The organism is Sphingopyxis sp. H073 (assembly GCF_001468395.1).
Classification (GTDB): Bacteria; Pseudomonadota; Alphaproteobacteria; order Sphingomonadales; family Sphingomonadaceae; genus Sphingopyxis.
On the sequence record NZ_LNSG01000004.1, the window covers coordinates 452,990 to 467,126 of the forward strand.

Sequence of the window (14,137 nt, forward strand, 5' to 3'; positions counted from 1 at the left end):
CGCGAGATGGTGGCCAGGGCGGACTTCGACTATGACGACGGCGCCGATGGCGCTGCGGTCCGCTTCACGGGTCGGCTGACGCTGGCGCGCCTTGGCGACGTGCCCGCGCGCCTCGACGAACTCGGCCCGATCGCGACAATCGACCTTTCCGCGATCGAACGAATCGACACCGTCGGCGCGTGGATTGTCACCCGCACCGTTAACGAACATGGCGCGAAGGTCATTGGCGCAAGCCCCGAGGCCGAACGGCTGCTCGAGGCGCTGCGCGAAGACAAGAGCGAATATGCCGTTCACCGCGACCGCCGTTCGCCGATCGAGCGAATGCTCGAACAGGTCGGCACCGCCACCCTTGCCATCTGGAACGAACTGCTCGGCATCGTCGGCTTCTTCGGCGCGATGATTGTGGCGCTCGGCATCCAGATCCGCGCCCGCCGCCGCCTGCGCTGGAACGCCGTCGTCACGCGCTTTCAGGCCGTGGGCGTCGACGCGCTGCCGATCATCGGGCTGATGAGCTTCCTGATCGGCATCGTCATCGCGCAGCAGGGCGCGGTGCAGCTCGAACAGTTCGGGCTGGAGGTGTTCACGATCAATCTCGTCGGCCGCGCCTCGCTCCGCGAACTTGGCCTATTGATGACCGCGATCATGGTTGCCGGCCGCTCAGGGTCGGCCTTCGCCGCCCAGATCGGGACGATGAAGCTGACGGAAGAGGTCGACGCGATGCGCACGATCGGCGTCTCGCCGATGGAGGCAATCGTGCTGCCGCGCGTCGCGGCGTCGACGATCACCATGCCGCTGCTCGGCTTCTACGCCAGCATCTGCGCGATCATCGGCGGCGGGGTCTTTTGCTGGCTCGGGCTCGAAATCCCGCCGCTGACTTACGTGCAACGGCTGCGCGAGATCATCCCGATGCACGATTTCTACATCATGCTGATCAAGGCGCCGGTGTTCGGGATCCTGATCGGCGTCACAGGCTGTTACGAAGGTATGCAGGTGCGCCAGAATGCCGAGGAGGTCGGCCGCCGCACGACATCCGCGGTCGTCGCCGCCATCTTCCTCGTCATCGTTCTCGATGCCTTTTTCGCCGTCTTCTTCTCCTCGCTGGGGTGGAATTGATGGCCGACGAAATCGAGCAGCAGGAAATTAAAGAGGAGCTGGCGGCCGCTGACGCGGTGCGTCCCGAAAAATTCGAATTTGCGATCCGCATTCGCGGCCTCAGAAACCAGTTCGGCGACGCGGTGGTCCACGACGATCTCGACCTCGACGTCCGTTCGGGCGAGATACTGGGCGTCGTCGGCGGGTCGGGCACCGGCAAATCGGTACTGATGCGCTCGATCGTCGGGCTCCAGACGCCGGCAGCAGGCGAAATCGAAGTCTATGGCAAGACGCTCGATACCATCACCGATCAAGAGGAATCGCGCGACCTTCGCCGCCGCTGGGGCGTGATGTTCCAGGGCGGCGCGCTCTTCTCGACGCTCAGCGTCGCGGAGAATATCCAGGTGCCGCTGTGCGAATATTATCCGCGCCTCGACCAGAAACTGCTCGACGAGATCGCCGCCTACAAGGTCGCGATGGTCGGACTGCCCCCCGACGCGGGGCCCAAATATCCCGCCGAGCTGTCGGGCGGGATGGTGAAGCGCGCCGGTCTGGCCCGCGCGCTCGCGCTCGATCCCGCGCTGCTCTTCCTCGACGAGCCCACGGCGGGTCTCGATCCGATCGGCGCCGCGAAGTTCGACGAGCTCATCCGCGGCCTTGCCGACACGATGGGCCTCACCGTCTTCCTCATCACCCACGACCTCGACACGCTCTATGCGACGTGCGACCGCGTCGCGGTGCTCGCCGAAAAGCGTGTCATCGCGGTCGGCACGATTCCCGAACTGCTTGCCACCGAGCATCCGTGGATACAGGAATATTTCAACGGCCCGCGCGGCCGCGCCGCCTCGAGCTGCAACCAGACCCAGGATAGGAAGAGCTGATGGAAACGCGGTCGAACAATGTGCTGGTCGGGGCCTTCGTCCTGCTCTTCACGCTCGCCCTCGCCGGCTTCGTCGTCTGGCTCGCCAACGACAGCGGCGGCACCAAGCGCGAATATGACATCTTCTTCAAACAGTCGGTCGACGGCCTCAACAAGGGGGCGCAGGTGCAATTCTCCGGCGTTCCTGCGGGACAGGTGCGCCAGATCGCGCTGTGGCCCGACGATCCGCAATTCGTCCGCGTCCGCATCGAGGTGAACGAGGGCGTGCCGATCCTGCAGGGCACCACCGCCGCACTGGAAGGCGTCGGCTTCACCGGCGTCTCGCAGATCTCGCTCGACGGCGCGGTAAAGGGCGCACCACCGATCACCGACAAGGGGCCCGCCGGCAAGCCCGTCATCCCGACGCGCGTCGGCGGTCTCGGCGAACTGCTCAACACGGCGCCGCAATTGCTGCAACGCCTCTCGACGCTGACCGAGCGCCTCGCCGAACTCGCCGACGACAAGAATCAGGAAAGCTTCGCCAACATCCTGGACAATGTGGAGGCGACCACCGCGACGCTCGCGCGCAACGGCCCGGCGCTCGAAAGGGCGCTCGCCGACGCGCGCATTGCGATCCAGCAGGCGGGCAATGCGGCCGAGCAGGTCGGCAATCTCGCCGCCTCGGCGCAGGGGACGATCGACCGCAACGTCGACCCCGCGATGGCAAACCTGCGCGATACTTTGAAGTCCGCCAACGCATCGATGAAGACGCTCGAATCCGCGATCGCCGACGCGCGGCCGGGGCTCAAGACCTTCAGCGACACGACGATCCCCGAAGCCAATGCGCTGATCCGCGACCTCCGTCGCACCTCGGCCTCGCTGTCCAGCCTGACCGACAAGCTGGACCAGCAGGGCGCGGGCGCGGTCCTCGGCGGCAGCAAGCTGCCCGACTACAAGGAATGATGAGGATGTCCATGATGCAAACCACCCGCACCGCCCTGCTCGCTTCCGTGGTTGCCGTTTGCCTCACCGGCTGCATCGGGCTCGGCGGCAAGACGCCGCCCTTCCTCCTGACGCTCGACGCCGACGCCGCGCCGACCTCGGGCGAGGCGCGCACGGCCGCCGAGGCTGCGACCCTGACGATCCTGATCCCGACCGCGCCGCAGAAGCTGCGCACGACGCGCATTCCCGTGCAGCAGGACGACAGCAGCGTGACCTATGTGAAGGACGCGCAATGGGTCGAGGCGCCGCAGCGGCTGTTCCAGCGGCTGGTGTCCGAAACCGTCGCCGCGCGCACCGCCCGCGTCGTCCTCGACGAGGGTCAATATCTGACCGCACCCGGCGAACAACTCGCAGGACAGCTCATGGAATTCGGCATCGACGCGCGCTCGAACGAGGCGGTCGTCGTCTATCAGGCGATGCTCGTCTCGGCAGGCGGCAAGACCGTCACGCAGCGCCGCTTCGAGGTCCGCGAACCCCTGGCCGCCAAGATCGAGGCCAAGCCCGCGGGCGAAGCGCTGGCGCGCGCGGCGAACAAGGTTGCGGTCGATGTCGCAGCTTGGCTGGGAGGCTAACGCCGCCGGACCGGACCGCGATCCGGTTCGGCTTGCCGGCGATCGCGAAGATCGTCCCCGGAGAGTGCCGGCGGGCGTGACCGCTCTCGATCATGGGCCGGACCCCAATCGCCTCATGCTGATCCACGCCGCCGCCAGCTAGCGCCTATCTCCACCGCGGCATCGCGATCGAGTTCAACCGCGTCGTCCCCGAAGCGATGAAGCCGCGCAAGATCGCAATCGGCAGCAGTTCCCGCGAGCGGCAGCGGATCGCAGCGCCCGAGGATAAGGCGCTCGAACTGCCGCGCTAACTGGAGCAGCGAGGGGTGATCGGGCCGGTAATAATGGATCTCGGCGGTCGTCAGTCCATAGCCGTCCAGCTGCGCGATCAGCGCCCGGTCGGTCATGGCGCGCGCGCTTCGCCGCCGTCGAGCGAGCGGAGCGCCGCCAGCACATCGTCGACCGGCACCGCGCGCCGCACGCCCGGCGGCTTGCGAAGCGCCGGCCGGTTGCAGACCGCCGAGCGGTCCGATGCCCAGGATGCGAGGAGGGCGCGCTTGACCTCGGGCTCCAGGCTCGGGTGACGCGCCACGTCGAAGGGATGAAGAAAACGGGAAAATGGCTCGGACATGATCGTGCCTCCTTCCTTGTCGCCATTCCTTTCTCGTCGTGCGGCAACAGGCCGCGAGGACAGATTTTGGGAAGCCAGCGAGTCGAGTCAAGAGGGCTGAGGCCGTTGAAAAGGGGGCCTTGTTTCTCCCAACCGGGGCACAAAAAATTCTGCCCGATCCTCTTGAAGCGAAAAAATCCGCTTCCTAGCTTTTCGGCGCCGCGCGTCCCGGACAGGCGCGCGGTCTGTATCATATCGTTATGCAACATGGAGGTTATGCATGCATTTCCGTCCCTTGCACGACCGTGTGGTCGTCCGTCGCATCGAAGCCGAGGAAAAGACCTCGGGCGGCATCATCATCCCCGACACCGCCAAGGAAAAGCCGCAGGAGGGCGAAGTCGTCGCCGTCGGTCCGGGCGCCCGCGCCGAGGACGGCACCGTGACCGCGCTCGACGTCCAGGCCGGCGACCGCATCCTGTTCGGCAAATGGTCGGGCACCGAGGTGCGCATCGACGGCGAAGAGTTGCTCATCATGAAGGAGAGCGACATCCTCGGCGTGATCGAGCAGGCCGCGGCGCTCAAGAAGGCGGCCTGACGCCGCATCCATCCACAATTGAAAGGACATCAAGAAGGAGGTCAAAATGGCTGCCAAGGAAGTGAAATTTGCGTCGGACGCGCGTGATCGCATGCTGCGCGGCGTGGATACGCTTGCGAATGCAGTGAAGGTGACGCTGGGCCCCAAGGGCCGCAACGTCGTCATCGAGAAAAGCTTCGGCGCGCCGCGGATCACCAAGGACGGCGTCACCGTCGCCAAGGAAATCGAGCTGGCCGACAAGTTCGAGAATATGGGCGCGCAGATGCTGCGCGAGGTGGCCAGCAAGCAGAATGACAAGGCCGGCGACGGCACGACCACCGCGACGGTGCTCGCGCAGGCGATCGTCCGCGAAGGCGCGAAGGCGGTCGCCGCGGGGATGAACCCGATGGACGTCAAGCGCGGCATCGACCTTGCCGTGACCACCGTGGTCGATGACCTCAAGGCGCACGCCAAGTCGGTCGAGGCAAACAGCGAGATCGCGCAGGTCGCAACGATCTCCGCCAACGGCGACGAAGAGGTCGGCCGCATCCTCGCCGAGGCGATGGAAAAGGTCGGCAACGAAGGGGTGATCACCGTCGAGGAAGCAAAGAGCCTGGCGACCGAACTCGAGACCGTCGAAGGCATGCAGTTCGATCGCGGTTACTTGAGCCCCTATTTCATCACCAACGCCGAGAAGCTCAAGGTCGAGCTCGACGATCCGTACATCCTGATCCACGAGAAGAAGCTGTCGAACCTGCAGGCGATGCTGCCGCTCCTCGAAAGCGTCGTGCAGTCGGGCCGACCGCTGCTGATCATCGCGGAGGATGTCGAGGGCGAAGCGCTCGCGACGCTGGTCGTCAACCGCCTGCGCGGCGGCCTCAAGGTCGCGGCGGTCAAGGCGCCCGGCTTCGGCGACCGCCGCAAGGCGATGCTCGAGGATATCGCGGTGCTCACCGGCGGCAATGTCGTCAGCGAGGAACTCGGCATCAAGCTCGAGAGCGTCACGATCAACATGCTCGGGCGCGCGAAGAAGGTCGTCATCGACAAGGATAATACGACGATCGTCGATGGCGTCGGTTCGAAGTCGGACATCGACGGCCGTATCGCACAGATCCGCCAGCAGATCGAGACGACGACCAGCGATTACGACCGCGAAAAGCTGCAAGAGCGGCTCGCCAAGCTCGCGGGCGGCGTCGCGGTGATCCGCGTCGGCGGCGCCACAGAGGTCGAGGTCAAGGAGAAGAAGGACCGCGTCGACGACGCGCTCCATGCAACGCGCGCGGCGGTCGAGGAAGGCATCCTTCCCGGCGGCGGCATTGCGCTGCTCCGCTCGCTGAAGGCGCTCGAGGGCCTGAAGGCTGCGAACGACGACCAGCAGTCGGGCATCGACATCGTCCGCCGCGCGCTCCGCGCGCCGGCGCGCCAGATCGCCGACAATGCCGGCGAGGACGGCGCCTGGATTGTCGGCAAGCTGCTCGAAAGCGAGGAGTATAGCTGGGGCTTCAACGCCGCGACCGGCGAGTATCAGGATCTCGTCAAGGCGGGCGTGATCGACCCCGCCAAGGTCGTTCGCACCGCGCTGCAGGATGCGGCGTCGGTCGCGTCGCTGCTGATCACGACCGAGGCGCTCGTAGCCGAACTGCCGAAGGAGGAGAAGGCGGCGCCGATGCCGGCGATGGACTTCTGACGATCGGAGGGCGGCGGGAGACTGCCGCCCTCACCCGCAGGTCGAGCGCAGCAAGACGATGGCACTTCCTTGAGGCCGCGATGCGCCACCCTGATCAGAAGCTGCCTGCTATCCCCTTCCCGCGCTGATCCCGTCGACGATCGGGTCGGCAAGGAACAGGCTGTCTCCAATTTTCACGGCCGCGATAGGATGCGTCCGGCCGTTACCCGCCCCTCGCGAACTGCGATGATTTCATAATCGGCCATAGGCGAAGGAATCGAACCTTCTCGTCGGGACGCGCTAGTAGCGGATCGGCACGATGCGGATGCGATCGATGGCGCCGGGGGACGCACGCGACCTTGCGATCGCCGCGGCCCGCAGTTCATCGAGAATGATCGCGTCATAGCCGCTTTCGTCGGGCTGCATCGGGATATCCGTTTCGACGACGAGAATGACCTTGCGCGCGAAGCCATCGAGTTCCCATTCGAACCAGCTTCGGACGATATGGTCCGCGAGCTGCCGGTTATCCGGCATGGGATTCGCTTCCCGATACGGATCGCGAACGGATTTCCCGCTCGACGCTCGCATAACCCGCATCGCTCTGGGTCGCTAGAGTGATCGGCCGACCGCCCAACGCACTGCTTTCGGTGTTCAGGAAGGCGAGTGCCGGGTCCCGGCCGCCAAGAAGCTGGAAGGCCAGCGCGCTGATGGCGCCCTGGCGCTGCGCGTCGCGCGGAGCGAGCGGCGACGCTGTGCGATGTCGCCGGAACGGGTTCGTACGCATATTCACTGGCGCGGCGCGGGTTTGGTTCGGATCAAGCGTCATTGGCTTGCTCCCTTGCCGGACCGGCACCGGCGCTTTGGCGAGCGAGGGCGGCGCGGGCATCGTCGATGTTCGAGTATCGAAATGCTCCGACCCGGAACTGTTCGACGTAAAGATGTTCGATGCCCTCTTCGGATCGCGACCGGAAGGGCTCGAACGCTCCCGCGCCTGTCCGGTGCAGATCGGGTGGGGCGGGTAGCTTTGCCGCAAGCGCGGCGAGCTTTTCCTCATCGAGGCCGAGCGCCCGGTAGATATCGCGGCCGACGATCCAGACATCCTCCTGGATATCCGCAAGGCGGCCGATGACATCTTCTAGCGCGAAGGAAGCGCGTTCCTCCGCGGTCATGGCGAGCACCTCGTTGACGAGCAGTTCGGCGATCAGCGTGTCGCCGACGAACATGGGATAATCCGCCGCGGCCTCCGCGATCGGCGAATCGGCCCTGGGACCGCCGGATGCCCCGTCTGTCAATGCCGCGAAGCCGTCCGTCAGCCCTCTGCGCTCGCGATATTGATCGATCCGCTTCGCATAATAGCGTGGCAGGTCGAAATTCGGCAGCAAATGCCCGTCGCGTTGCGCCTGACTTACCGCCAACAGCGCCATCTGGTGATGATAGAGGAGTTGATTGAGATCCACATTCGCCTCCCTTTTGCGGGAGCGCGATCGTCTCTCAGGCGCCAACATGCAGAAACGAAGTCGGCGATTCACGAAAGATGGGGCTGACGATGCGCGTTTTCAAGTGCGCCCTGCAAGCGTCGTCGCTACGGTTGTGGGTGGCCGATTGGGACGGCCCGCTTTTGAAATGATCGCTTCAAGAACAGACAAGCGCGCCTTCAATGCTATCTCTCCGGCCTCCGATCACCCCCAATTCAAAAGGGGGGCGGTTTATGGACGAGAGTGCGGCAGCTCGTCGGCGGCGCAGCGCCGGGTCCTTCGATTGGTCCTCCTCCTCCGCTCCCGTCGGATCGCCTGATCCACAGAGAGTCTGGCTCGATCCTTTTCGCGGTAAGCAATCATGGCTTCGCCAGTTTCTTGTCCTGCAAGCCAGTTTGCGGCGGTGGTTTATGCAAGCGGCTGGCGCATATCCGGCCGCCCGATCATGGGTGGCTTCGACGATCGAAAACATCGCACCACACCGTACGGCCGACGGCCGCGAGGCCAGGATCCTGATGCTCCAAGATTCAGGACCGGCAGAGGCGTTCGATTTGCCATATCGCCTGTTTCTCGTCGATGACTTCCGCATATTTGGCTTGAAGATCGAACAAGCTGGCCTGGTGGGGATCGACGTGGCGATCGGCGCACGCGTCTTCGACGACGAACGGGGCGAAGCCGTGCTGGAGTGCGTCGAGTGCAGAGGCCCGCACGCACCCCGATGTCGAAACCCCCGCTATCATCAAGGTGTCGATACCATCCCCTTCGAGAAGGGCGCTCAACCCTGTGCCAAAAAACGCCGACGGATATTGTTTGGTTATGACATGTTCGCCGGGCCCCGGCGAAAGCTCGCGCGGAAATTCGCCGAGAGGCGAACCTCTGTCCAGACAACTGAGAGCGGGAACCTTCTTGTAGAACAATCCGCCGTCGGAGCCGCCGGGCTCGAATATGACGTTGGTGAAGACGATCGGCATGCCGGCTGCCCGGGCGGCCGCCAAAAGTCGCACCGTGGATGCAAGAGCATTTTCAGCGCCTGCAAATAACGGCGAAGCGGGGTCCAGATAGGCCATGACGAAGTCGACGATGAGCAAGGCGGGACGAGTGCCAAAGGGCAGGTGTCCGTCAAAAGTGCCGCGATAATTCTCTCCGAGATCGTCGCGTCCGGCCATCATATGACCCCGGCAGCGGCGAGCGCATCTCGCTCCTCCGTCGATATACCGAGCAAATCCCCGTAAATCGCGTCATTATGCTGACCAACGAGCGATGGCGCCGGCGACCGGACCGCGCTCGGGCTCCGCGAAAGGCGCGGAAAGGCATTCTGCATCTTGAGCGGGCCAAAGCGTTCGGTTTCAACTTCGACGATCGCTTCGCGTGCAGCAAAATGGGGGTCGGCGAGCATCTCCGGCGCGCGATAGACCCGGCCTGCCGGTACCGAATGTTCGATCATCAGCCGATCGACCTCCGCCACGGGCAGCGTTTCCGTCCACCGGTTGATGAGAGCGTCGAGTTCCGCTTGGTGATGCCCCCTTGCGATATGGGTCGCATAGCGCTCGTCGTCGGCGAGAGCGGGCTGCTCCATGGCTTGGGCGAGGCGCCTGAAAATGGCGTCATTATTGGCACCGATCATGAATTCGCCGTCAAGGCACCGATACACATTGGACGGTGCGATCCCCGGCAGGATGGAGCCCGAACGCTCACGTATGATGCCGGCATGATCATATTCGGCCACGAGCCCTTCCATCACTTGCAGCACCGATTCATAAAGCGCTGCGTCGACGATCTGGCCAAAGCCGGTCTTTTCGCGATAATGAAGCGCGGCAAGAACGCCCATGCAACCATATGTGGCGCACAATGTATCGCCGATCGAAATTCCCATGCGCGAGGGCGCGCGGTCGGGCTCGCCGACAATATAGCGCCAGCCCCCCATGGCTTCACCGATGCCGCCAAATCCGGCGCGATCCGAATAGGGACCCGTCTGACCATAACCCGACATGCGCGCAATGATCAGACGCGGATTGTCCCGATGCAGGTCTTCTGGCGAGAGGCCCCATTTTTCGAGCGTTCCCGGCTTGAAATTCTCGATGAGCACGTCGGCCGTGGCGATCAGTCTCCGCGCGAGCGCTTGGCCCGCTGCAACGCGCAGATTGCAAGATACCGACTGCTTGTTGCGCGCAATGACTTCCCAGTGAACCTTGTCTTCGCCCTGGCCCCACAGGCGCATCGGGTCTCCGGCTCCCGGCGGCTCGATCTTGATGACATCAGCGCCCATGTCGCCAAGAAGTTGGCCGCAAAAGGGACCGGCCAGCAGCTGACCCATTTCCACGACGCGAAGGCCGTGCAGCGCGCCTGCCCGGTCCATATTCACTGCGCGGCTTCCAGCTCCGGCCATGCCGGCTGTATCGGTGCCGGGAGCCCCGTCTCGGCTTCGCAGGCGCTGCGCAAGGCTTCGACCCCCGGGCCATAATCGAAAAGCGACAAAGGTGCGCGGGTGCTGCGCATGTGATGGCGCAGCGCCTCGGTTGCGGCGGCGTCGATCTCGCCGTCCTCGCTGGCGACCACCCCATAAGCGCGGGCCCCAGCGACGGTTACAAGCCCCTGCAAGACTTCCAGGCCGACCAGCGATGGATCGCGCGCCAGCGGATCGCCCCAGCCGCCACCGCCCCAAGTGATGAAATGGAGCTGGTCGTCGACTGCAACGCTGATGTCTTCGACCTTGTTGCCGATCACGCAATGCGACCCGTCGGCTCGCTCCAATATTTTCCGCGCACGCTTGCCCGGCGCCCCGCCGTTCACGCCCCAAGGCGGAACGAACCAGCGATCGTCGTGGATCGAAATCGTGCCGGGACTGAGAAAGCGGTAGGTCATATGAATACCGTTGCCGCCGCGATGAAGCCCCGCCCCTCCGCTGTCGGGATCGGTCTCGTAGCGCTCGATCATGAGCGGAAAGTAACGCTCCAGAAATTCGTTCGGAACATTGGTAAAGCCCGGCCACAGGGAATGTCCGTCGGGGCCGTCACCCATCGGGCGGCCCGGAATGCCTCCAAATCCGATCTGGAACAGCTGAAACCACTCCCCCCCTTTACCCGGGCGGTGATCGTTGCCCGAATAAAAGAGATGGGGACTCGACGAAAAGCCCGCCGCGTTCAAGAATTCGGGTGTTTTTTGCCCAAGCAGCCCACCCAAAATGTCGAAAATACGGCCCAGTGCATGCGTGCGGCCCGACAGGGCGGCGGGAAAATGGGGCTTCAGCAGGGATCCGGCGGGAATACGGACGTCAATAAGGTCATAGAAGCCATCGTTGAACAGGATCTGCGGGTCGAAGACCATGATCATGTAGATTCCGAAGAACATCTTGAACATGTTTTCATTGAGGTAGAAATTGATCGAAGCGCTGCTCTGCGGATCGGTACCCTGAAAGTCGAGGACAACCTTGTCGCCGTCGCGCCACATCGTGCATTTGATCTTGTACGGGCCATAGCCCATTCCATCATCGCATATATAATCCTCGAAACTTACCGGTTCCTCGGCGACCGCCATTGCGATCAACTGCTTCATGGCCCGGTGATTGCGAGCGAGCAGTTCCTGCGTTGCCGACACATAGACGTCATCGCCAAACCGGTCTGCCATTTCGACGACCCGCCGCGCCGCAACCCGGCACGCGGCGATCAGCGCGTTCAAGTCGGCCTGGCACCAGTCGGGTTTGCGCGTCTGATGCATGACCAGCTTGATCAGATCCTCGTTATATTCACCCTTTCGCCAGATTTTCACCGGCGGAATCCGCACTCCTTCCTCGAAGATCGAGCGAGCGTTTATCGGCATCGAGCCTACCACCTTGCCGCCGATGTCGGACTGGTGGCCGAACATGGCGGTATAGGCGATGAGGCGGCCTGATTTGAAAACCGGGAGCAGAATAAGCCAGTCATTGGAATGGCTGACAGCCCCTTCGCAGCTATAGGGGTCCGACAGAAAAATCATGTCGCCATCTTCGAGCGTGCCGTCGAACTGCTTCAGAAAACCGCCGATGAAGCTGCCGAACTGACCCACTATCATCTTGCCATTGTGATCGGCGATGAGCGGAAAGGCATCGCCCTGCTCGCGAATTCCCGGCGACATCGCGGTCCGCACCAGCGTTGCATCCATTTCGACACGAGCGTTGCGAAGTGCGTTTTCGATAATGTCGAGTGTCACCGGATCGATTTCGGCGGGGGCGAACGGTTGCGAGTTTGTCTGGACGATCGTCGCGGGCATGGTCTTGCTCCTCAGGCCAGATAGATCAGGATGTTTCCGAACGCGTCGACGCGGGCGACGCAGCCATTTTCGATCAGCGTCGTCGAATCCATCTCGATCACGATCGCAGGGCCCGGGATGATGTCGCCCTGCTTGAGCTTTGACCGGTCGTAAATGATGGCCGATCGCTCCTCGCCGTCCATCCAGAGCCGGTGGTCGCGGATTTTCGCAGCGGCGGGATTGCCATCGCCGTGCGGCAATTCAGCCGCCGGCAGGTTCAAAACCGGTCCCAACGCCACGGCGCGCAGATTCACAATCTCATGCGGCGTTTCCATATTGAACGTGAAAAGGCGCAGATGCTCGGCGTCGAACCGGGACAATAGCCCTTCGATGCCGTCGCGTTCGAGCGTGTCGAGGGGCGTGGTCAACGGTACTTCGAACGCCTGTCCCGCGTAGCGAACGTCAATTTCAAACTCGGTATCAATCTCATCGGCATTGAGGCCGTCACTTTCCAGCTCGGCGCGAATTTGCGTCGCCATGTCGCTGAGCATCGAGACCAAATCGCGGGCGTCGGTGTCCTGTGCCAAACGCGAAAAGGACCGCGCGGTCTCGGTGCGCATTCGGGTGGTCGCGTCGCCCAGCGCACAGAGCACCCCGGGCGATACCGGCGATATCGCAGGCCAGCTTCCCATCAGCCGCGCCACCGCATTGACATGGAGAGGGCCGGCGCCGCCGAACCCCATCAATGCAAAATGCCGCGGGTCATAGCCCTGCTGGACCGAGATCATGCGCAGCGCCCCGAACATATTTTCGTTGACGATGTCGATGATCCCGCGAGCCGCGCTCATCAGATCGATCCCAAGCGCGTCCGCGATCGTCTGCACGGCCTTTGCGGCGCTCTCGCGATCGAGTTGAAACGAGCCGCCGAGCAGGTTCTCGGGCAGATAGCCGAGGACGACGTTGGCGTCGGTCACCGTCGGCGCACTGCCGCCCTTGCCATAAGCGACAGGGCCGGGCACCGCGCCGGCCGATTGCGGTCCGACGCGAAGCGCGCGCGTAAGTTCCGGAACATAGGCGATCGAGCCCCCGCCAGCTCCGACCGTCTTGACGTCTAGCGAGGATGCCCGAACCGACAAATGGCCGACATCGGTCGTACGCGCGCGGCGGGGCTCGAGATTTTCGATGAGCGCCACGTCGGTGGACGTGCCGCCAACGTCCAGCGTCAGAATGTTGGAGAACCCGGAATGCTTCGCGACCCAAAGCGCACCCGTCACACCGCCGGCCGGCCCCGACATCAGAATATTCACGGGATGCTCCTCGGCCTTTGCCGAAGACATGAGTCCGCCGTCGGACCGGAGCAGCGACAACTTCCCTGCCATCCCCCGCTCGGCGAGCCGGTTGCGAAGGCTCGCTATATATTTGCCGACGACGGGCCGCACGGCCGCGTTGGCAACGGTCGTCAACGTCCGTTCATATTCCTGCATTTCAGGAAGGATCTCATGGCTCAATGATACCGGCACGCCGGGCATGATTTCCCGGGCCAGGGTCCCGATCCGGCTTTCATGGTCCCCGTTGGCGTAGGCATTGATCAGGCTGATGGTAATCGCCTCGACACCCCGTTCCTTCAACGCCCCGAGCGCCTGCCGAACGTCCGTTTCGTCCAGCGGGCGGACCTCCTCGCCTGCCGCGCTGATCCGGCCTTTTACCGTGACCGTATCTTCGAGCGCCGCCAGCGGCACTGGCTTGGGCCAGACGATCCATGCGGCGAGGCCGCCCGGCACATAGCTTCGGGCAATCTGCATGATATGCCGATGTCCCTCGGTGGTCACCAGTCCCACTCGGGCACCCTTCCCTTCGAGCACGGCGTTGGTTGCGACCGTCGTGCCGTGGAGGAGGTAGCTTATGTCGCTGGCGGCGATGCCGGCCTGGGCGCAGATGGCATCGAGCCCCGTGACAATGCCTTCGGAGCTGTCCTGCGGCGTCGATGGGGTCTTGTGACGCCAGAAGGCGCCCGATGCGTCGTCAAACAGGAGAAGGTCGGTAAATGTTCCTCCGACATCGACGCCCAAACGATAGCCCATTGC

General features: G+C 63.6%; 15 protein-coding genes. 6 read left to right on the forward strand and 9 right to left on the reverse strand.

Translation table 11 applies throughout. From position 1 onward, the window contains the following. Window positions 1-6: 6 nt before the first annotated feature. Genes ATE64_RS10275 through ATE64_RS10290 form a run of 4 tightly spaced genes read left to right on the forward strand, consistent with a single transcriptional unit; the run spans window position 7 to window position 3,525 of the window. Window positions 7-1,113 carry an ABC transporter permease gene (locus tag ATE64_RS10275; protein ID WP_058455472.1) on the forward strand — a complete coding sequence of 369 codons (1,107 nt, stop codon included), beginning with the start codon at window positions 7-9 and terminating at the stop codon, window positions 1,111-1,113. Further along, window positions 1,113-1,973 (forward strand): ABC transporter ATP-binding protein, encoded by an 861-nt coding sequence (locus ATE64_RS10280; protein ID WP_058455473.1) that lies wholly within the window; start codon window positions 1,113-1,115, stop codon window positions 1,971-1,973. The genes ATE64_RS10275 and ATE64_RS10280 overlap by 1 nt, the downstream gene beginning before the upstream one ends. Next, window positions 1,973-2,914 (forward strand): MlaD family protein, encoded by a 942-nt coding sequence (locus tag ATE64_RS10285; protein WP_058455474.1) that lies wholly within the window; start codon window positions 1,973-1,975, stop codon window positions 2,912-2,914. Before ATE64_RS10280 ends, ATE64_RS10285 begins: the two co-directional genes overlap by 1 nt. A 5-nt stretch (window positions 2,915-2,919) precedes the next feature. Beyond that, entirely contained in the window at window positions 2,920-3,525 is a 606-nt protein-coding gene (locus tag ATE64_RS10290) for an ABC-type transport auxiliary lipoprotein family protein (protein WP_231729066.1), read from the forward strand. A 113-nt stretch (window positions 3,526-3,638) separates the two neighbouring features. Here ATE64_RS10290 and ATE64_RS22220 read toward each other — a convergent pair whose 3' ends face one another. After that, window positions 3,639-3,911, reverse strand: coding sequence for an usg protein (locus tag ATE64_RS22220; RefSeq protein WP_231729067.1), 273 nt, complete (start codon window positions 3,909-3,911; stop codon window positions 3,639-3,641). Continuing rightward, complete coding sequence (locus ATE64_RS10300) at window positions 3,908-4,135, reverse strand: hypothetical protein (protein ID WP_058455475.1); 228 nt, start codon at window positions 4,133-4,135, stop codon at window positions 3,908-3,910. The genes ATE64_RS22220 and ATE64_RS10300 overlap by 4 nt, the downstream gene beginning before the upstream one ends. A 259-nt stretch (window positions 4,136-4,394) precedes the next feature. Here ATE64_RS10300 and groES point away from each other — a divergent pair, with 259 nt between their 5' ends. Beyond that, window positions 4,395-4,709: a co-chaperone GroES gene (gene groES, locus ATE64_RS10305; RefSeq protein WP_058455476.1), complete on the forward strand. Its 315-nt coding sequence runs from the start codon at window positions 4,395-4,397 to the stop codon at window positions 4,707-4,709. A 46-nt stretch (window positions 4,710-4,755) separates the two neighbouring features. Continuing rightward, a complete protein-coding gene (groL, locus tag ATE64_RS10310) occupies window positions 4,756-6,375 on the forward strand; it encodes a chaperonin GroEL (RefSeq protein WP_058455477.1) in 1,620 nt (539 codons plus the stop codon). Between the two features lie 279 nt (window positions 6,376-6,654). Here the strand turns inward: groL and ATE64_RS10315 are convergent, their stop codons facing one another. From ATE64_RS10315 to ATE64_RS10345, 7 genes are all read right to left on the reverse strand, one after another. After that, window positions 6,655-6,888 (reverse strand): hypothetical protein, encoded by a 234-nt coding sequence (locus ATE64_RS10315; RefSeq protein ID WP_058455478.1) that lies wholly within the window; start codon window positions 6,886-6,888, stop codon window positions 6,655-6,657. After that, window positions 6,878-7,180 carry an antitoxin Xre/MbcA/ParS toxin-binding domain-containing protein gene (locus ATE64_RS21995; RefSeq protein ID WP_058455479.1) on the reverse strand — a complete coding sequence of 101 codons (303 nt, stop codon included), beginning with the start codon at window positions 7,178-7,180 and terminating at the stop codon, window positions 6,878-6,880. The genes ATE64_RS10315 and ATE64_RS21995 overlap by 11 nt, the downstream gene beginning before the upstream one ends. Then, on the reverse strand, window positions 7,170-7,811 hold the full coding sequence (locus tag ATE64_RS22000) for a hypothetical protein (RefSeq protein ID WP_058455480.1): 642 nt from the start codon (window positions 7,809-7,811) through the stop codon (window positions 7,170-7,172). The genes ATE64_RS21995 and ATE64_RS22000 overlap by 11 nt, the downstream gene beginning before the upstream one ends. A 545-nt stretch (window positions 7,812-8,356) precedes the next feature. Next, window positions 8,357-8,998: an isochorismatase family protein gene (locus ATE64_RS10330; protein WP_331458622.1), complete on the reverse strand. Its 642-nt coding sequence runs from the start codon at window positions 8,996-8,998 to the stop codon at window positions 8,357-8,359. Beyond that, complete coding sequence (locus ATE64_RS10335; protein WP_058455482.1) at window positions 8,995-10,185, reverse strand: CoA transferase; 1,191 nt, start codon at window positions 10,183-10,185, stop codon at window positions 8,995-8,997. Before ATE64_RS10335 ends, ATE64_RS10330 begins: the two co-directional genes overlap by 4 nt. Before the next feature lie 2 nt (window positions 10,186-10,187). Continuing rightward, complete coding sequence (locus ATE64_RS10340; RefSeq protein ID WP_058455483.1) at window positions 10,188-12,074, reverse strand: hydantoinase B/oxoprolinase family protein; 1,887 nt, start codon at window positions 12,072-12,074, stop codon at window positions 10,188-10,190. An 11-nt stretch (window positions 12,075-12,085) separates the two neighbouring features. Beyond that, complete coding sequence (locus tag ATE64_RS10345; protein ID WP_058455484.1) at window positions 12,086-14,134, reverse strand: hydantoinase/oxoprolinase family protein; 2,049 nt, start codon at window positions 14,132-14,134, stop codon at window positions 12,086-12,088. Between the last annotated feature and the right edge of the window lie 3 nt (window positions 14,135-14,137).